A 19,173-nucleotide genomic window follows, 5' to 3' on the forward strand; every position below is an offset into this window, starting at 1 on the left:
TTCAGACGACCTTTCTTGTTACTTCAAACGCTTTTAGAACTTGGCTTCAAGCGTGAAGTTGTAGCTTCTGCCCGGAGAAGTGAAGCGTTCTATACCGGCATGGGTTTTGTTGTCGACGCGGTTGACTATGCCGAATTCGCGGATGCTGCGCAGCGATTCCCAAGTATAGTATTTTTTGTTGCCGATGTTGTACGCACCGGCGCGCAGGGTGAAATATTTGCCCAAGTTGACGTAGCCTGTCAGGTCGAAAAGCGTATAGGCTTTGCTGTGCTTGGCAAAAGGCCAGGGATTGTTCAAATCATCACTGCTGTGGACGGTGTCAGACGGTTTTTTAGCTGCGGTGTGGGTCAGGTATGCGTTGATGCCCCAGCGTTTGGAAGGAGCATCGTAGCCCAGGTTGTAAACGGCAGACCACGGGGAAAGGGCGTTAATCGGGGTTTCCTGTCCGTTGGTCTGTTTGGCTTTGCCTTTGATGTAGCTGACGTTGATACCTGCGTGCGTGCCTTGCGGCAAACCGATGCTGTCAAGGTTCCATGTGCCGTTAAATTCCAAACCTTTCGCCCATGCGGAGGAACGGTTTTGGTTTTGCCAAACGGGTGAGCTGACCAAGGCGGTACCGTCGGAAATCGGCGCATAATTAGGGCTGTTGGGGTTGTCGGAAGATACGCCCATGTAGGTCAACTCGATAAAATTACGGTAGCGGGTTTGGAAGCCGGAGAATTTAAAGTTTCCTGCTTTGCCGCTGCCGGCAAGTCCCAGCTCGAAGTTTTTGGCAGTTTCCGCCTTCAGGTTAGGATTGGCTTTAAGGTAGAAGTCAGGATGCGGAAACAAGAGCCAGGTTTCGTCCGAAGTCGGCGCGCGAAAGCCAGTGCTGTATTTTGCCAAAAGATTCAAATGCGGTGTGAATTTCCAGTCTAGTCCTAAGCCGTAGCTGAAACCGCTGTGTTTACGCTCGCTGCCAAGATAGGGGAGTTGGCTGCGAATAGCGGTAGAGTAGTTGGGATTGTCCTTGGCTTTGCTGCTGCTGCTGTCGTAGCGAACCCCGGCATTGAGGCGGTATTGGCTGCTGTCGCCGAATTGGAAGGTGTTGTTCCAGTAGGCAAAACGGTTTTTGGAGGAGCTTTCGACCAGCATGGTTAATTCTTGATTGTTGGACGTTTGGTATTTCGGGTCGTATAGGCGTACCCAATAGCTATGATCTCTATTGCCGTTGTCGTTTTTGGAACCACCCAATCCGTATTGCATTGCCCATACCGATTTGGAGAAGTCGATTTGTTTTTCGGCATCGGCACCGAATTGGGTATTTTTTTGACGGATGTTGCGGAACATATGGTACACGTCGCTGTTGACCCCGTTGCTGGCGTAATCGGTCGGCAAATCCCAGGTCCAAGTGCTCATGTCGATGGTTTGACGGTCGTAACGCAGGTTAAGACTGTCCCATGGACCTTTGTCAAGTTGGTTTTTGTATTCGAAACCGATGCGTTTGCGGTAGGAGATGTCTTGGCGGGAACGGGTGTCGCCCAGTGCGTCGCCTTTCCAGTCTGCCGCCCACATATTGGACAATTCGGTCGTTGTGCGGTCGGTACGAGAGTCTTCGTAAATCCAGCCGATACGGTTTTGATCGTTGAAGTTGTAACCCAGCTTGAACAGGGTGCTTATGTTTTCCCAATTTTGAGGGTCAGGTTTGCTGCGCGCTATGCCGCGGCTGCCGTAGTTGGTCATGCCGGCATTCGGACTCCAGCTTTGTTTGCTGTCGGTGATGACGGTATCGGCAGCGTCGCTGTTGTTTTTGGTTTCTTTACCGAAACGGCGGGTATAGACCATCAATGCATCCAGTCCCAACCAGGTTCCTGCGGCGGTTATGCTGCTGAATTTTTGGCTGTTGCGTCCGATATAGCCGCCTTTAATGCCTAAGTGGTAAGGTTTTTCTTCGGAAACATAGTCGCTTGCGGATTTGGTTTTATAGTTGACGGCACCGCCTAATGCGCCGCTGCCGGATTTGAGCGAGTCCGCGCCTTTGGTGATGGTAACTTCCGAGAAGTTTTCGGGTTCGGAAGTGTTGCGGTTGGCATTGAAGTTGCCGTGTGCGCCGAACAGTTCTTGGAATGCTTCAGACGACCTGCTTTCTGCTTGTGCCAGCCCGTCCACGTTGATGGCGACACGGTCTTTATCGACGCCGCGTATGGTAAAACCGTTAGAACCTGAGCGTCCGCCTTCGACGACGCTGACGCCCGGATCATAGCGTACCAAGTCGTTTTCATCAGAGACCATTTGTTTATCCAATGCCTGACGGCGGACTTTCTCTTCGCCGAGTTTTTGGGCTTTACGGCCGCCGATGACTTTGACTTCATTCAAGTCCTGATGGGCTTGTGGTACGGGGTCGGCAGCGAAGGCAGGGAAAGTTTGGCTGACAATGGCTGCCAGCAGTACGGGTTTGAAGGGGAAGGACATTTTTTGCCTCTTTAAGATGTACTGAATTATCGGTTTATTGGGATGTTTGATGTGCGGTTACTTGCTGACAGGTGTCAAGCTTTTATCTGTAGTATCGCGGTCTGATGAGTTTTCTACACCGCCGAATACGGTATCCAACGATTTATCGGCATTAAAGGTTACTTTACCGCCTATGCTGACTTCTGTTGGATGTCCGCCGTTGAATTGACCGAAGAATTTCCCTTCGACTTTTCCGTTTTTTCCGTCGGATTCGGCAGTGCCCGAGAAATCAACGCCGTTGATGCCAACATCTTTCATCACAACATCCGGACCGTAATCCGCATTACCTAAAATCGTGCCGCCGAGTTTGTTGGTGTTGAAATTGGCAGTCAGCAGCGAAAGCTTGGGCGCGGTTTTTTCAGACGACCCAAAGGATTTTCCGGGCTCATAGGTGGAGGTAACGATATTGCCGTTGCGGACGCGGACTGCCCAAACTTCGTATGTGGTTTTGCCTTTTGCCACTGTACTGTCCGACGGTGTGCTCCATGACGGTTTCGCCGTTCCGACGGGTTTGCCGCCGACAAACAGGTCTGCCGTGCCGTCTGCATTTATCCATGCGCCGAATTTGAGATGGTCCTGTTTGGTTGCCGGGGCGTTGATGAACTGTCCGGAATTGCTGCAACAGACAAACAGTTTTCCACCTTCAGACAAAGGCTGACCTTCGTGGCGGGTACGCAGGGCATAAGACGGGCTGGAATAGGAGGGGACAATCGGGTCGGAATATGAGCTGATGTTGTAATAGTTGCCGGAAGGGGTTTGATAGACATATTGTTTATCGGGGTAGCTGCCCCATGATGTTTTCACTTCGAGCTCCGCTTCATGCAGACTGCCGCCTTTACGGGAAAGGGTGTTTATGGTCTTTATTGCACTGCTCTCATCACTCAGCTTGATATTGGCGATAGGTTGCGCTGTCGGAATGGCAACGGGGACTTTGGGTTCGGATGCGCCTCCTCCCGTGCAGGCAGTCAGGATCAGGGTTGTTGCCGCAGAAATTGCAGGTACTTTGATTTTCATGACAGATCTCACTTAATTGGTATATATTTTATTAAATAATGATAATTATTACTAATTATATTCAAATATTGTGTAATAATTATAATATTTTGGCAATACCCAAATGGTTTTTAATAATTTAAATAGTTTTTAGAGTTAATATTAGGTAGTAAATAAATGAATGATATTGAGTTGGAATTTAATCTGAATGTCTGATTTGATGCCGCTACTTCGTTGCCGGTAGAGGAAATTAGTGTAGTGTGGATCAAGCTATCGCTCTGGATATGGAAGATATATAGTGGATTAAATTTAAATCAGGACAAGGCGACGAAGCCGAAGACAGTACAAATAGTACGGCAAGGCGAGGCAACGCCGTACCGGTTTAAAGTTAAGCTACTATATTAGGCGAGTTCGGTCGGTTGGCTTGATTCATTTCGTGAATCTACGTTGAATAACATTTGAATAATTTATAAAACCATAAAAATAAATCAGTTATGTTTGTTTTGGAATTTTACCTCTATAATGCTGCATCTTAATGCGAATCTGTTGCTTTTACGCAAAAAAGGTCGTATGAAAAGTTTCAGACGACCTTTGATAGCCGTAAATCCCTGACAGGGGGAATCAGTAGGGCATGGCGGTTTGCATTTGGCTATCCCTGCGATATACACATATATTTCGGATGATTTTGAATGTTAAGAATAAAACAAAAAATGGTTTCGGTATCTTTATGCTGCCTGTTGCCTTCCGCAGTCTTGGCTGAATTGCCCGAAGGGGGTGTCCGGCAGGATTCGCCTTCTCAGGATGCTGCCGTACAAGTGCAGCAAAAACAATGGCTGGATATTTTGTCCGAAGAAGAAAGGTCGTCTGAAAAGAATGAGAATGTCGGCGAACCGACTGTGGTCGGCGATGATTTTTTAGCGGCAAACCCGCGTATTCTAGAGGACGCGCTGATTCAAGCACTTAACGGCAATAGCGCAGATTTGGTTTCTTCGCTTGCCGCACTTTACCGCAAACAGCCCAACCACAATCCCAAGCTGATTGCACGTGCCGATGCTTTGCTGGCAAAGTTGAAAGGGCGGACTTTCGAAGCGGTCGAGCGTTATCGTACCCTTTATGAATCCGACGTTTCAGACGACCGCATATTATTGGATTTAGCGGCGGCAGAGTTTCAAGATTATCGTTTGGGCGAAGCGGCGGCGCATTTCCGCCATGCCGCGCAGCGCGATATACCTGCCCCCGTTTTGGAAAACGTCAAACGTTTTCAAGAAGCCGTCAAGCGGCAGACAGAATGGAAATGGTCAGGCGGAATCAGTCCCGTGCATAGCGATAACGCCAACAACGCTGCTCCGCGTTATTGCATCGAAACAAGGGGGCAAACCGCATGCAGCGTTACTTTGCCCGTCAGTGCCAACGGCTTGAATTACGAATTGAACACCGAAAAACTCACCCCGCTGTACGGGCATCACGCCGTCAAATTCCGCGCCAACCTCAGCGGAACGAGCTATTTTTTCGACCGCCAATCGGCTTACGACGATGCGTTTGGCAGGGCTTATTTGGGCTGGCAGCGCAAGGACGGCAAACAAACCGTCAGCGTTTTACCGTTTTATCAGGCACAGTTGGCGGGCAGCAGCGAATTTGACAGCAAAAAAGAAAAAAACCGCCGCGCCGCGCCCTATATGCTGGCACACGGGGTCGGCGTACAGCTTTCGCATATGGTCAATCTCGGCAACGCGACACAACTTTATTACTCGCTGGAACGCTACCGCCAAAACTATCGGGAAACCGATCGTGCGCTGCGTAACGACGGTTGGCACGACGGCACCTATCTCTCCCTGGCACGCCGTTTCGGCAGAACGACCCTGTTCGGTGGTTGGCAATACAACCGCTTTGTTCCTGAAAACAAAAACATACGCAATGCCGTCAACAATGCCGCCTACCGCCGCAACGGGTTCAATATAGGCTGGATACAGCAATGGCCGTTTTTAGGCGGGCTGAACAGCCGCCTGACCGCTTCATTTGCCAACCGCCGCTATAAAGGTATTATGGCATTCGGCACGGAGCCGCAACGCAACCGCGAGCGCTCCCTCTCCGTCAGCCTCAGCCATGACAAATTGTCCTACAAAGGCATCACGCCGACCTTGAATTACGGATACAGCCGCATCCGCAGCAATGCCCCTTATGCACGACGCAGCAGCCGTCAATGGTCGTTGGGAGCTGAATGGAATTTTTAAAAACAGCCTAAAATTCGAATACTTAATCAATAAAGGTCGTCTGAAAACGGGCATCGTAGGCTTTCAGACGACCTTTGCGGCATTTTCAAGCCGATGGATAGGGTTTTGCAATCAATATAGACAGCTTGAACCTTCCGTCTTAAGGACGGTAGAATCAGTCATTTCAATGCGGCAGTTCGGAGTTTTGTTGAAACTGCCGTATATCCTAAATAATCAGATATATATCATGAGTACCGAAACCAAAAACTACATTACGCCCGTTGGTTGGCAGGCGTTGAAAGACGAGCTGTATCAACTGGTCAATAAAGAACGTCCCGAAATCGTCCAAATCGTCAACTGGGCGGCAAGCAACGGCGACCGCAGCGAAAACGGCGACTATCTTTACGGCAAACGCCGTATGCGCGAAATCGACCGCCGCATCCGTTTTCTGACCAAGCGTTTGGAAGCCGCCGTCGTCGTCGATCCTGAATTGCGCGAAGCGACCGACCAAGTGTTTTTCGGCGCAACTGTCGGGCTGTTGCGCGGCGACGGACGCGAGCAAACCGTCAAAATCGTCGGTGTCGATGAAATCGATACCGCGCAAAACAAAATTTCTTGGATTTCCCCGTTGGCGCGTTGTCTGATTAAAGCGAGAGAAGGGGACGAAGTCATCTTGAATACACCGGAAGGGTGCGAGGAGATTGAGATTTTGTCGGTGGAATATATACGGATAGATTAAATCTCTCGCAAGCATAAGAGATAGGTCGTCTGAAAACTTTACCAATACGTTTTCAGACGACCTTTTCCATAAAAAAAACACCGCTTTTGCAAGCGGTGTCCGGTAAAGCATAAATTATTTGCGCAGACCCAAGCGGGTAATCAGGTTGCGGTATGTATCAGGTTGGGTACGGCGCAAGTAAGACAACAGACGGCGACGTTGGCTGACCATTTTCAACAGGCCGCGACGGCTGTGGTGGTCTTTAGGGTTGGCTTTGAAGTGGGGAGTCAGGTCGTTGATGCGGAAAGTCAACAGAGCGACTTGTACTTCAGAAGAGCCGGTATCGCCTTCTTTGCGTTGGAAATCTTTAACAATTTGTGCTTTTTGTTCTACGGTCAATGCCATGATGGATAACTCCGAAAAATAAAAGAACCGTTATTCGGTTCGGACAAGTTTGACGAGCGCGAACCCGTTCAAACTCCTGAAGTCTTTTTGTGAAGACGGGCGGATTATGCCACAGTTTCATCTGTTTTGCACGGCTGAATCCTGTTTTTGATACGAAATTGTGGAAATGTCGTCTGAAAATGTATCGGGGTGTGGCGTAAAGTATGTGCGAGAAATTTTGATTCGGTGCATTTTACAGCAGGTTAAAATGGAAAATATTCCCATCATTCCTGACCTTCCTGAACAGATGTGAATCCGGGCTTCTGATTTCGGAAAGATTCAGCGATTATTGCGGATTGCCAAATAACGGGTGGGTACTTTTTTGAATTTCAGCGAATGGGCAGGGCTTTTCGGGAAGGGATTGGTTTTGTAGTAAAATAGACACCGATTGACGGCATGAAGAGGTCGTCTGAAATTTACAAAGAGCTTTGATATTATGAATTTTTTTAGAAAAACAGCCTTGTTTTTGCTCGTTTTATCCGTATTGGCTGCCTGCGGTTCGTTTGTTTCGCAATATGTTTTAGGGATGAATCCCTGCGTATTATGCATCGTGCAGCGTTTGTGCGTATTGGCAGTCGGGATGGCGGCTTTGCTGGCGGTATTTTTCCGCCAGTCTTCCAAAGTGGGGCGGACGTTTTCCGCTTTGCTTATCAGCGCGCCTGCTGTGTACGGGATAGGGACGGCGGCTTATCAGTTGTGGTTGCAAAGTCTGCCGCCGGGTACGGCACCTTCCTGCGGCGCTCCGTGGACGTTCCGCTTGAAGGACTGGCCGTTGTTTGACTGGTTCGAACCCATCGTGCGCGGCTTCGGCAATTGCGCCGTACCGGATTATTTTTTGGGTATTGCGCTGCCGGTTTGGAGCATCGCTTATTTTTGTTTCGTTGTCGTATTGGTCTGGTTTGCTTGGTTGAAAACGAAGTAAACGAAATAAATGTCCGGAATTTAAAAAAGGTCGCCTGAAAACTTTTCAGACGACCTTTTCACGATTGCGGATTAAGCCTTGTCGTGGAATTCGTGGAATTCATATTGGTAGGACAAGCCTTTGCCTGCTTTTTTCTGCGCCAAATAATCGTCGTAAACGGCGCGGATTTCTTTGCGCAGGAGGAATAGGGCGATTAAGTTGGGGATGACCATGAAGCCGTTGAACATATCGGACAGGCTCCAAACCAAATCGACTTTGCCTAGCGTGCCCAACACGATAGCCAGCAGCACGAGCGCGCGGTAGATGCCCAAGTGTTTTCCCCTGAAGAGGAAGCGGATGTTGGACTCACCGAAGTAGTACCAGCCGATGATGGTGGTGAAGGCGAAGAAGGTCAGGCATACGGCGAGCAGTTGCGAACCGAAGCCGGGGAAGGCTTTACTGAAGGCGAATTGGGTCACCGCCGCGCCTTGTTCGCCGGAAAGGTTGGCATCGGTCAGGAGGATAATCAGTGCGGTGGCGGTGCAGACCAAGATCGTGTCGATGAACACGCCGATAAATGCCGCCAAGCCTTGTTGAACGGGGTGGTTAACGTCGGCGGTTGCGTGCGCGTGCGGCGTCGAACCCATACCTGCTTCGTTGGAAAACAGCCCGCGTGCCACGCCGTAACGGACGGCTTCGCGCATACCGATACCTGCCGCGCCGCCTAACACGGCTTCGGGATTGAAGGCGGCGGTAAAGATGTGGTTGAACATCGGTACGATGTGGTCGGAGAATTCAAACAGGATAACGACGGCACACAAAATATAGATAATCGCCATAAACGGTACGACGAATTGGGCGATGTTGGCGATGCGGTTTACGCCGCCGACGATAATCATGCCCGCAAGGACGGCGAGGGTGATGCCCACTGCCAAAGCCGGTACGTTAAAGGCGATGGTAACGGAGGAGGCGATGGAGTTTGCCTGCGTAGCGTTACCGATAAAACCCAGCGCGATAATCAGGGCGATGGAGAAAAAGCCCGATAAGAAACGCGCCGCGCCGCGCCCAATTTTCGGGGTCAGACCGTGCGTAATGTAGAACGCGGGGCCGCCGATGTATTTGCCGTGGCTGACGACGCGGTATTTTTGCGCGAGCAGGGCTTCGGCAAAAATCGTGGACATCCCCAAAACGGCGGAAAGCCACATCCAAAAAATCGCGCCCGGCCCGCCTGCGGTAATGGCGGTTGCCACACCGGCGACGTTGCCCGTGCCGATTTGGGCGGAGACGGCAACGGCGAGTGCTTGGAATTGCGACAAAGATTTATCGTCTTTGTCTTTTTTGGAAAACAAACCGCCGAAAACGGATTTAAACCCCGCCCCCAATTTGGTAATCTGCGGCGCGCCCAGATAGAGTGTGAAAAACAGGCCGATGCCCAAAAGGGCGTAAATCAGCATGTAATCCCACAGAATCAGATTGACTGCGCCCACCAGTGCAGACAATTTTTCTTCCATAATTACAAACCTTATATTGAAAAATGAACAGATGACGGCATTCTGCGGCGGTTACTCCGTTGAATGCCGTTGTGTCGGACGGCGCGGCGAGCAGGCCGGCTGCGTCCGTTTCGCCCCAAGTTGTCAACAATCCTGAAGCAGGCCTGCATGATACCGTAAACCTTTTGTGAGGCAAACGAAAAAAAGGGTCAGGTTTGGGCAAAGACAAGATTTTTGCGTTTGTCGGGCTCTATCGGCGTTTTCAGACGACCTTTTAGGCAGAATGCAGGGTCGTCTGAATATTTTAGGTATATTCAACCTATGTTAAAATGCGCCCTTTGAAAATGAGCAAGAGTCCGCCGGATAAGGCGGAAAATCGAAAGGAATCCATATATGGCAGGTCATAGCAAGTGGGCGAATATCCAGCATAAAAAAGCCCGTCAAGATGCCAAACGCGGCAAAATCTTTACCCGTTTAATTAAAGAAATCACCGTCGCAGCCCGCATGGGCGGCGGCGATCCCGGCGCCAACCCGCGCCTGCGCCTGGCTTTGGAAAAAGCCGCCGAAAACAATATGCCCAAAGACAACGTGCAACGCGCCATCGACAAAGGTACGGGCAATTTGGAAGGTGTGGAATACATCGAACTGCGCTACGAAGGCTACGGCATCGGCGGCGCGGCGCTGATGGTGGACTGCCTGACCGACAATAAAACCCGTACCGTCGCCGACGTGCGCCACGCGTTCACCAAAAACGGCGGCAACTTGGGCACCGACGGCTGCGTAGCGTTCAACTTCGTGCATCAGGGTTATTTGGTGTTCGAACCCGGCGTTGACGAAGACGCGCTGATGGAAGCCGCTTTGGAAGCCGGTGCGAAAGACGTTATCACCAACGACGACGGCTCCATCGAAGTCATCACCGCCCCGAACGATTGGGCGGGCGTGAAAGCGGCATTGGAAACCGCAGGCTACAAATCCGTTGACGGCGACGTCACCATGCGCGCCCAAAACGAAACCGAACTCTCCGGCGAAGACGCCGTCAAAATGCAGAAACTGATTGACGCGCTGGAAGATTTGGACGACGTGCAGGACGTTTACACCTCCGCCGTTTTGAATCTGGATTAATAGGAAAGATTGAAAGCAGGCCTGATGGGTCTGCTTTTTTTGCGTTTAAGATTTTTAGGGGTTTGTTTGCTGAAATCTTCAATTTTCAATGGCTCGTGGGCAAAGCCCACGCTACAACGTTTGTCGGCAACACAATGCCGTAGCGTGGACTCCGTCCACGAAAACAATAGGTGCGAAGGTCGTCTGAAAACTAAAAATTGCAGTACCTAAAAACTTTTAGGCTAGGGAATCCTCTATAAGCGGAGGCTGCTTGAAGATTCCGTCCCACTGTTTTAAAATAAAAATGTTACGTTATATCAATCTGGAGAGAGAAAACATGAAACATTGGAAACTTGGCGTCATCGCTGCATTAATGTCCAGCGCAGTTTATGCAGCCCCGATGAACGTCGTTACCAGCTTCAGCATTTTGGGCGATGTTGCCAAACAAATCGGCGGCGACCGTGTTGCCGTGCAAAATTTGGTCGGTGCCAACCAAGACACCCACGCCTACCACATGACCAGCGGCGACATCAAAAAAATCCGCGGTGCAAAATTAGTCTTGCTCAACGGCTTGGGCTTGGAAGCGGCTGATGTTCAGCGCGCCGTCAAACAAAGCAAAGTCCCCTTCGCCGAAGCAGCCAAAGGCATACAGGCGCTTAAAGCCGAAGAAGGCGAACATCATCACGACCACGAAGGCCACCACCACGACCACGGCGAATTTGACCCGCACGTCTGGAACGACCCCGTCTTGATGACAACCTATGCCCAAAACGTCGCCAACGCCCTGATTCAGGCAGACCCCGAAGGTAAAACCTATTACCAACAACGCTTGGGCAACTACCAAGTGCAGCTGAAAAAACTGCACAGCGACGCTCAAGCTGCGTTTAACACCGTTCCCGCTGCTAAGCGCAAAGTCCTGACCGGACACGACGCGTTCTCCTACATGGGCAAACGCTACAATATCGAGTTCATCGCCCCGCAAGGCGTGAGCAGCGAAGCCGAGCCGTCCGCCAAACAAGTGGCTTCCATCATCCGCCAAATCAAACGCGAAGGCATCAAAGCCGTGTTCACCGAAAACATCAAAGACACGCGCATGGTTGACCGCATCGCCAAAGAAACCGGCGTCAACGTCAGCGGCAAACTCTACTCCGACGCACTCGGCGGCGCACCTGCCAATACTTACATCGGCATGTACCGCTACAACGTCAAAGCCTTGACTGATGCGATGAAAAAATAAAACCGCTTGATTGGTTTGAATCGAAAAAAGTCAAAAGGTCGTCTGAAAACGAAAATATGGTTTTCAGACGACCTTTTGTTTATAAGCCGCTTCAAACGGCATTTTACGCAAAAATAAAACCTTCATAGAAAAAAAATCAGATTTAAAGGCGTCATCAAAAATATCAGTTAGACAAACTACACTAAATTTCATTAATACCCGCAAAATTTAATTTAAACCAATAAAACAACAATATGAAAAATATCCTTATTTCATTCGTTATCGTTGCTCCGTTGGTTGTCCGCGCCGACCTGCCTTTGAATATCGAAGACATCATGACGGACAAGGGCAAATTGAAACTCGACGCTTCCGTTACCTATATCAACAGCGAAAACAGCCGTTCCGAACTTGCTGCGCCAATTTACATTCAGACCGGCTCCGCTTCCTTTATCCCCGTCCCGACCGAAATTCAGGAAAACGGCAGCAACAGCGATATGCTCGTCGGCACACTCGGTCTGCGCTACGGCTTGACCGGAAACACCGAAATTTACGGCAGCGGCAGCTACTTGTGGCGTGAAGACCGACAATTCGACGGCGAAAGCAGCAAAAACCGCGACAAGCACCTCTCCGACGTATCCCTCGGCATCAGCCACACTTTCCTCAAAGACGACAAAAATCCCGCCCTTATCGGCTTTCTCGAAGGCACGCTTTACGAAAAATCACGCGGCAAAGCCCCGTCAGGCAAATCATGGCTGATTGGCGCGACCACCTACAAAGCCATCGACCCCGTCATCCTCGCCCTGACTGCCGCCTACCGCATCAACGGCAGCAAAACCCTTTCAGACGACGTCAAATACAAAGCAGGCAACTACTGGATGCTGAATCCCAATATATCCTTCGCCGCCAACGACAGAATCAGCCTCACGGGCGGCATCCAATGGCTGGGCAAGCAGCCCGACCGACTGGACGGCAAAAAAGAATCCGCAAGGAATACATCTACCTACGCCCATCTCGGCGCAGGCCTCGGCTTCTCCAAAGCCACGTCTTTAAACGCATCCGCACGCTTCAATATTTCAGGGCAGAGCAGCTCCGAACTGAAATTGGGCGTACAGCATACGTTTTAAGCAGGCTTTGATTTTCCAACCTTGTAAAAAAAGGACTTTTATGAAAAAACAAATTACCGCAGCCATGATGATTCTGACGATGATTGCCGCTCCCGCAATGGCAAACAGCATGGATAATCAGGCATTTGAAAACCAAGTGTTCCACACGCAGGCAGATACGCCTATGCAGTTGGCGGAGCTTTCTCAGAAGGAAATGAAGGAGACTGAGGGGGCTTGGGTTGCTCTTGCATGGCGGGGAGTTACTGTAATGTCGCGTGGTTTTACTCATATAATTAAAGGAAGTAAATTATCTCAGGGGCAGGCAGTTAATGTGTTACGTAATGGTGGTAATGTAATTACTAATAATCAGAGATATTCAGCAAAACTGGCGCAAAATGAACTGGCCCCCAAATCTTGGACACTCATAAAAGCCTATTCAGGCGCTCTGTGCAAGCCGGGTTCTGTATGCGACAGGACTCAGCTTTTTCAATTTCAAACTGCAACGCTCCCGGTTGTAGTAATCCATATAGTCATCTATCTGCTTCATCAATTCATCTACCGTCAATTCACCTGCGTTATAGAAACACTCCGTCTTCAACACCGCAAAGAAACTCTCCATCGGCGCATTGTCCCAACAGTTCGCCTTTCGCGACATGCTTTGAACCATGGAATGCCCCGCAAGCAATTCCCTATACCCCGCCGTACGGTACAGCACGCCTTGGTCCGAATGAAGAATCGTTCCTTTAGCAGTCAGACGGGGTGCGGCTTTTTCGAGCATTTCCTTCACCATTTCGCTGTCGGCTCTGCGGCTCATGGCGTAGGCGGCGATCTCGCGGTTGAACAGGTCCAATATCGGAGAGAGGTACAGTTTGCCGTCCTTTCCTTTGAGTTCGGTCACGTCTGTCAGCCATTTCTCGTTGGGCTTTTCGGCTGTGAAAAGACGTTTGAGGAGGTGTTCCGATATTTCGCCCATGGCGGGATGGCGGTAGGCTTTTTTCGCCCGTATGAGGGCTTTCAGTTCCAACTGCTTCATCAGCCGCGCCGCTTTTTTGCGGTTCCAACCCAATGCGGCGGCAATGCGCCTTTGTCCGTAGCGTCCTTTATGCCGCCGGTAGGTTTCGACAAGGAGGGCTTTGTCGGCTGCGTCGGGATCGGGCCGGTCTTGGTGATGGTAGTAAAAGCTGCTTTTGGGCAGGTTTGCGATGTGCAGCAGGTATTTGAGCGGGTGTTGCGCCCTCAGTGTTTGGACGGTTTGGCTTTGTCCTTTGCGGTCTGCTTTTGGCTGAGGGCTTTTAACTCCTTTAGGTAGGCGACCTCTGCGCGCATATAGCACAACTCTTCAATAAGCTCCGCCTGTGTTTTTTCTTGGTCGGGTTTGTCGGCGATGAAGGGGTTTTTGCGGTGTTGGGGCATGGTTTTGGATTGGGGATGTTCAAGTGCGCCGATGCCGCCTTCTTGATAGGCGGTTATCCAACGTCTCAGGTGGGTTCGTGAGATGCCGTAGTGGTCTGCGGTACGCTGTTGGCTGCGTATGTGCAGGTAGTGGAGTACGGCTTGGTATTTGAAGTGTAATGTATATTTGCTCATAAAAAACTGCACCTTGTGAGTTGGAGGGGGGATGTCCAACTTTTGGGGTGCAGTTCAAAATGCATGGGGTAAAAATAATGTGATTCGTCATGATGCTCATGGTACTCATAAAAGTTATATGCCACATTATCAACACAAAAGTTCGAAAGTTACAGGTCATACCTTTTATCGTAAATAGTTAAATAGTCTGGCTTAATTTTTATTAAGCCAGATTTGGAATAGTTGTTATGTCTTCTGCAATAATTGTTTATTTCGATAAACCAACAGATACAGAGCTTCTAGGTTTTTCGAAATATAATGAACACACTTTGTTTCATATTGGGTATAAGAATTTTTCCCTATATGAATGGATATATACTTCTTCAGAGGGAGAAGGAATATATCCTGAAATTTTTTCTAATAAGCGTGGTTATCTCGAATTTATCAAAAAAAATAAAAAGAACCTAAATTTAAATCATTTTAGGCTTTGTGAAGAATTATTAAAAAGATTAAGGGGGATTCCCCAAGATTTTTTCCTGTATGTAGGGGATATGAGTGATATGAATAAATTAGAGATGCTTCCAAAAAGTTTATTGTCTTTAAATGAGATAACAGATAAAACCTTGTTAAGAGAAGATGTTGTTTACCGTATTAGTAAGTAGTTAGGTTTTATTTTTATTAAATGATTTGAGGTTTTCGGTAAGTATAGATATAAGGTTGAGTTATAACCAAACATTCATGTGATTCAACGGTTTTGTTGGGCTTGGCAACTCGACCTGCGCTTGCTGAAATTGGGCGTACAGTTATACTTTTAAGCGGGCTTTGATTTTCTAACCTGTAAACAACAAGAGAATTTCTTCGCCCTTGGGAATCAAAATCTACGGACAGATTATGGAAAAACCGCTTCTAACCCCTCCTTTTTTTCTATTTGAAGATGTGTCTTTGGATATATTTCAAGGATTGTCGGAATTGGAAAAGAAAATAGAGCAGCAGGATTTGATGGATGATGTTTACCCCTTTCATTAGCCAAGTGAAAGGGGCTTTAAAATAGAGCAGCAGGATTTGATGGATGATGTTTACCGTGCTTTTGATTCGGTTGGAAATATTCTGAATTTCCGTATAGTAGAAAAAGAGCAAAAAGGGTTTTGGGTAAGTACCAAAATCAAAACAGTTGTATTTGATTCGGCGGATATGTCTTCCGATGATCTTTTTCTGAAATGCTTACAGTCTTCATATCAGGCTTATTTTGAAACTGAACCTGCCGGTTTAGATAAACGGCAGCTTATGGAAACGTTAATTCAAAAATGCGGATTCAGTTGTTGACGAAAAAATGGATCTTGAAATAACAGAATCTGGTTTCGACCATGTATGAGATAAAAAAATTTCTTTCGGCTGTTTGATTGCCACATCGCAACCCTGCGAATTGCTGACAAAATCTTGGGGTGAAACTTTTTCTTTAATTATGAAGAAGATGGATTTATGGATTTATTTCAGATTTTGTGAGGGAAATATTTATACAATAAGGAAGAATGAAACTGAATCTTGTCTTACAGAAAGAGGAGGTGAATGGTTGAAACATATTTATGAATTTAATCGGGGAAGTTTTATTTTTTCTGATGTGCTTCTAAAAAAGAGAGAAAGCGAAGAGAATTTTGCAGAAATTGTTTTAAAATCAATAAAAAATAATAAAATTTTGACAGTTAAGGTACGGTCAGACTTGCATTTTGACTTAAGAAATATTTATCGTATTGAGATGTAATAATGCAATTGATATGTGCTGATTGGACAGGTATAGGAAATTTTATGAAAACCTTCGAAAAAACATGGTCTGCCCAATATCGGGATATAGAGATTGTGGTACACAATTTTTGGAATTTGGAGCGGACAGGGGCGGAAGTCTATATCAACGGAAGGCGGGTTTATCATAACGAAGCCGAGATGGCGTATGCTCCTTTGCATTCGCTGATGGGGGAATACCTGGAATTTGAAGAAAGCGGTACGAAAATTACCGTTGAAATCGGCAGCGCGTGGCATTTTTGCGGTATGGCTTGCCGTATTTCGATAAACGGAAAATATCATGCCGGAAATAGGATTGTCTGGTTTGCTAAGAAAGCCGGCATGTAAGAATAATTTTGCAAGAGGTCGCCTGAAAGCCTTTTCAGACGACCTCTTACATATATCTTTAGAAGGTATGATGATGTTTAAACGTATTTGTCTGTCAGTGCCTATTGCCGTTTCTTTATCCGGTCCTCTGAATGCTGCACCGATGTTTAACGATAATCCTGTTGTTTACGGAAAAATCAAAGTGCAAAGTTGGAAAGAGAGGCGCGATTTCAATATTGTGAAGCAGGATTTGGATTTTTCCTGCGGGGCGGCTTCGGTGGCGACGCTTTTGAACAATTTTTACGGGCAAAAGCTGACGGAAGAAGAAGTGTTGAAAAAGCTGGATAAGGAGCAGATGCGTGCGTCGTTTGAGGATATGCAGCGCATCATGCCTGATTTGGGTTTTGAGGCGAAAGGCTATGCTCTGTCTTTCGAGCAGCTTGCGCAGTTGAAAATTCCCGTCATCGTGTATCTGAAATACCGTAAGGACGATCATTTCTCGGTATTGCGCGGTATAGACGGCAATACGGTTTTGCTTGCCGACCCGTCGCTGGGTCATGTTTCCATGAGCAGAGCGCAGTTTTTGGATGCTTGGAAAACCCGCGAGGGAAATTTGGCAGGTAAGATTTTGGCGGTTGTGCCGAAAGGGGCGGATACTGGCGGGGATAAGGCGTTTTTCACACGCAGTCCGAAACGTCAGACGGAATTTGCGGTCGGGCAGGTAAAATGGCGGCGTGCTGATTGAAATTCCGGCAAAGGTCGTCTGAAAACCGAAAATATGGTTTTCAGACGACCTTTGTTGTATTTGGTAACTATATGTTCCCGTTGTATAATCGCGGGTTTTCAATTCAATAATAAACATACAGGAACCGCCATGACAGAATCCATCACCCGCGACAGTATGCAATACGATGTCGTGATTGTCGGCGCAGGCCCGTCGGGTTTGTCCGCCGCCATCAAACTCAAGCAGCTTGCCGAAAAAAACGGGCGCGAAATCAGCGTTTGCGTGGTGGAGAAGGGTTCTGAGGCGGGTGCGCATTCGCTGGCGGGTGCGGTCATCGATCCGATTGCGCTGAATGAGCTGATTCCCGATTGGAAAGAAAAAGGCGCGCCGCTGACGCGCGCGGTAACGCAGGACAAAGTGTTGTTCCTGACTGAGAAAAAAGCGTTCAATCTGCCGGTTACTCCTAATTTTGACAATCACGGCAATTATATCGCCAGCTTGGGCGAAGTTGTGCGCTGGTTGGCGGAGCAGGCGGAAAATATGGGCGTGGAAATCTATCCGGGCTTTGCCGCTGCCGAAGTGCTGTATCACGAAGACGGTTCGGTCAAAGGCATTGCAACCGGCAATATGGGTGTAGGTAAAGACGGCGAGCTGACCGACAGTTTCCAGCCCGGCATGGAGCTTTGGGCGCAGCAAACCCTGTTTGCCGAAGGTTGCCGCGGTTCGCTTTCCAAGCAAATCATCGAGCGTTTCCAACTCGACCGAAACAGCCAGCCGCAAACTTACGGCTTGGGCATCAAAGAGATTTGGGAAGTGTCGTCTGAAAAACATCAGCCAGGTCTGGTTATACACAGCGCGGGCTGGCCGCTGGACAGCAAAACCTACGGCGGCGCGTTTGTTTACCATTTCGACGACAACAAGGTCGCCGTCGGTTTTGTGGTCGGTTTGGACTATCAAAACCCTTATCTGTCGCCGTTTGAAGAGTTCCAACGTTTCAAAACCCATCCGGAAATCCGCAAAACCTTCGAAGGCGGTCGCCGTATCGCTTACGGCGCGCGTTCGCTGATTGAAGGCGGTTTGCAAAGCCTGCCGAAGCTCTCATTCAAAGGCGGCGTTTTAATCGGCGATGCCGCCGGATTCCTGAATATGCCGCGTATCAAAGGCATCCATACAGCCATGAAATCCGCCATGCTTGCCGCTGAAGCCGTGTTCCCCTTGTTGGAAAACCTCGAAGAAGTGGAAAGCTTCGACAGCGGCAAAGAAGCGTCGGATTATCAGCAACGTTTTGAACAAAGCTGGCTGTATCAAGAGCTTTACGCTGCGCGTAACGTCCGTCCGTCATTCAAATGGGGCGTTTACCTCGGTTCAATCTATACCGGCATCGACCAGATGATTTTCAGAGGCAAGGCCCCGTGGACCTTGAAACATCACGGCAAAGACAACGAGCAGCTCAAAAAAGCCGCCGCGTGCAAGCCGATTGATTATCCGAAACCCGACGGCGTGTTGACCTTCGACCGTTTAAGCAGCGTCTTCCTCGCCAATCTCGCGCACGAAGAAAACCAGCCCGACCATCTGGTGCTGAAAAATCCGCAAACGATGATAGACGTGAACTACAAAGAATACGCCTCACCCGAAACGCGCTATTGTCCGGCCGGTGTCTATGAAATTGTTGAAGAAAACGGCAGCCCGCGCCTGCAAATCAACGCCGCCAACTGCGTGCACTGCAAAACGTGTGACATCAAAGACCCGACGCAAAACATTACTTGGATTTGCCCCGAAGGTGCGAGTGGACCGAATTACGGCGGGATGTAGGTTCGGCGGTAGCTTGGGCTAAGTTGCAAACATTTGCCGCGCCGGATAAAAAAGGTCGTCTGAAAATCTTGGTTTAAGGTTTTCAGACGACTTTTTTTCATAGTCGGAAAGTGTTGAAGAAGGGATAGGATTTTATCTGCTTAAAACGTAAAGGTCGTCTGAAAGAAAGGAGATGGGAATACAGAGTTCACAGGCAAAACCCAAATCCTGAACCGTCCCCTTTTCAACTTTGGAAGATAAAGGAAATTTATCAAACTGCTTTCGGCGACTTGGTTCATCAAAACAGTCTTTACTCCAACCTT

17 protein-coding genes and 2 pseudogenes are annotated in these 19,173 nt (G+C 48.6%); 13 read left to right on the forward strand and 6 right to left on the reverse strand.

The genetic code is table 11. From position 1 onward, the window contains the following. Positions 1-33: 33 nt before the first annotated feature. Together RSJ68_02530 and RSJ68_02535 are read right to left on the reverse strand one after the other, a co-directional pair. Positions 34-2,451, reverse strand: a complete 2,418-nt coding sequence (locus RSJ68_02530; protein WNU97651.1) for a TonB-dependent hemoglobin/transferrin/lactoferrin family receptor — start codon at positions 2,449-2,451, stop codon at positions 34-36. A 57-nt stretch (positions 2,452-2,508) separates the two neighbouring features. Continuing rightward, on the reverse strand, positions 2,509-3,504 hold the full coding sequence (locus RSJ68_02535; GenBank protein WNU97652.1) for a Slam-dependent surface lipoprotein: 996 nt from the start codon (positions 3,502-3,504) through the stop codon (positions 2,509-2,511). A 689-nt stretch (positions 3,505-4,193) separates the two neighbouring features. Between RSJ68_02535 and RSJ68_02540 the strand changes: the two genes are divergently transcribed. Further along, on the forward strand, positions 4,194-5,714 hold the full coding sequence (locus RSJ68_02540; GenBank protein WNU97653.1) for a surface lipoprotein assembly modifier: 1,521 nt from the start codon (positions 4,194-4,196) through the stop codon (positions 5,712-5,714). Between the two features lie 226 nt (positions 5,715-5,940). Next, on the forward strand, positions 5,941-6,432 hold the full coding sequence (gene greB, locus RSJ68_02545; GenBank protein WNU97654.1) for a transcription elongation factor GreB: 492 nt from the start codon (positions 5,941-5,943) through the stop codon (positions 6,430-6,432). A gap of 114 nt (positions 6,433-6,546) precedes the next feature. On the opposite strand, the gene rpsO is transcribed toward greB, so the two are convergent. Continuing rightward, positions 6,547-6,816 carry a 30S ribosomal protein S15 gene (gene rpsO, locus RSJ68_02550; protein ID WNU97655.1) on the reverse strand — a complete coding sequence of 90 codons (270 nt, stop codon included), beginning with the start codon at positions 6,814-6,816 and terminating at the stop codon, positions 6,547-6,549. Between the two features lie 475 nt (positions 6,817-7,291). Here rpsO and RSJ68_02555 point away from each other — a divergent pair, with 475 nt between their 5' ends. Further along, a complete protein-coding gene (locus RSJ68_02555; protein WNU97656.1) occupies positions 7,292-7,777 on the forward strand; it encodes a disulfide bond formation protein B in 486 nt (161 codons plus the stop codon). 71 nt (positions 7,778-7,848) lie between these two features. Here the strand turns inward: RSJ68_02555 and RSJ68_02560 are convergent, their stop codons facing one another. Continuing rightward, entirely contained in the window at positions 7,849-9,267 is a 1,419-nt protein-coding gene (locus RSJ68_02560) for a sodium:alanine symporter family protein (GenBank protein WNU97657.1), read from the reverse strand. A 372-nt stretch (positions 9,268-9,639) separates the two neighbouring features. Between RSJ68_02560 and RSJ68_02565 the strand changes: the two genes are divergently transcribed. The 4 genes and pseudogenes from RSJ68_02565 to RSJ68_02580 all read left to right on the forward strand — a co-directional run bounded on the left by RSJ68_02565 (position 9,640) and on the right by RSJ68_02580 (position 12,907). Beyond that, positions 9,640-10,368, forward strand: coding sequence for a YebC/PmpR family DNA-binding transcriptional regulator (locus tag RSJ68_02565; GenBank protein WNU97658.1), 729 nt, complete (start codon positions 9,640-9,642; stop codon positions 10,366-10,368). Between the two features lie 316 nt (positions 10,369-10,684). Then, positions 10,685-11,584 (forward strand): zinc ABC transporter substrate-binding protein, encoded by a 900-nt coding sequence (locus RSJ68_02570; GenBank protein WNU97659.1) that lies wholly within the window; start codon positions 10,685-10,687, stop codon positions 11,582-11,584. Positions 11,585-11,817: 233 nt separating this feature from the next. After that, positions 11,818-12,687, forward strand: a complete 870-nt coding sequence (locus RSJ68_02575; protein WNU97660.1) for a meta-pathway of phenol degradation family protein — start codon at positions 11,818-11,820, stop codon at positions 12,685-12,687. Between the two features lie 40 nt (positions 12,688-12,727). Further along, positions 12,728-12,907, forward strand: a pseudogene (locus RSJ68_02580) (hypothetical protein). A gap of 195 nt (positions 12,908-13,102) precedes the next feature. On the opposite strand, the gene RSJ68_02585 reads toward RSJ68_02580, so the two are convergent. Together RSJ68_02585 and RSJ68_02590 are read right to left on the reverse strand one after the other, a co-directional pair. Next, on the reverse strand, positions 13,103-13,999 hold the full coding sequence (locus tag RSJ68_02585; protein ID WNU97661.1) for an IS3 family transposase: 897 nt from the start codon (positions 13,997-13,999) through the stop codon (positions 13,103-13,105). Next, positions 13,903-14,253, reverse strand: a complete 351-nt coding sequence (locus RSJ68_02590) for a helix-turn-helix domain-containing protein (GenBank protein ID WNU97662.1) — start codon at positions 14,251-14,253, stop codon at positions 13,903-13,905. The genes RSJ68_02585 and RSJ68_02590 overlap by 97 nt, the downstream gene beginning before the upstream one ends. A 227-nt stretch (positions 14,254-14,480) precedes the next feature. Here RSJ68_02590 and RSJ68_02595 point away from each other — a divergent pair, with 227 nt between their 5' ends. The 6 genes and pseudogenes from RSJ68_02595 (at position 14,481) to RSJ68_02620 (ending at position 18,871) form a co-directional block, all read left to right on the forward strand. Continuing rightward, positions 14,481-14,894, forward strand: a complete 414-nt coding sequence (locus RSJ68_02595; protein WNU97663.1) for a hypothetical protein — start codon at positions 14,481-14,483, stop codon at positions 14,892-14,894. 229 nt (positions 14,895-15,123) lie between these two features. Further along, a pseudogene (locus tag RSJ68_02600) lies at positions 15,124-15,555 on the forward strand (hypothetical protein). Between the two features lie 73 nt (positions 15,556-15,628). After that, on the forward strand, positions 15,629-15,991 hold the full coding sequence (locus RSJ68_02605; GenBank protein WNU97664.1) for a hypothetical protein: 363 nt from the start codon (positions 15,629-15,631) through the stop codon (positions 15,989-15,991). A 44-nt stretch (positions 15,992-16,035) separates the two neighbouring features. Beyond that, entirely contained in the window at positions 16,036-16,356 is a 321-nt protein-coding gene (locus RSJ68_02610; GenBank protein WNU98413.1) for a hypothetical protein, read from the forward strand. Positions 16,357-16,498: 142 nt separating this feature from the next. Then, the gene (locus tag RSJ68_02615; GenBank protein ID WNU98334.1) at positions 16,499-17,080 is read left to right on the forward strand and encodes a C39 family peptidase; all 582 of its coding nucleotides are present in this window, start codon (positions 16,499-16,501) and stop codon (positions 17,078-17,080) included. 129 nt (positions 17,081-17,209) lie between these two features. Beyond that, a complete protein-coding gene (locus RSJ68_02620) occupies positions 17,210-18,871 on the forward strand; it encodes an electron transfer flavoprotein-ubiquinone oxidoreductase (protein WNU97665.1) in 1,662 nt (553 codons plus the stop codon). Positions 18,872-19,173 lie beyond the last annotated feature (302 nt).

The sequence above is a fragment of the Neisseria sp. DTU_2020_1000833_1_SI_GRL_NUU_006 genome (genome assembly GCA_032388755.1).
Classification (GTDB): Bacteria; Pseudomonadota; Gammaproteobacteria; order Burkholderiales; family Neisseriaceae; genus Neisseria; species Neisseria sicca_C.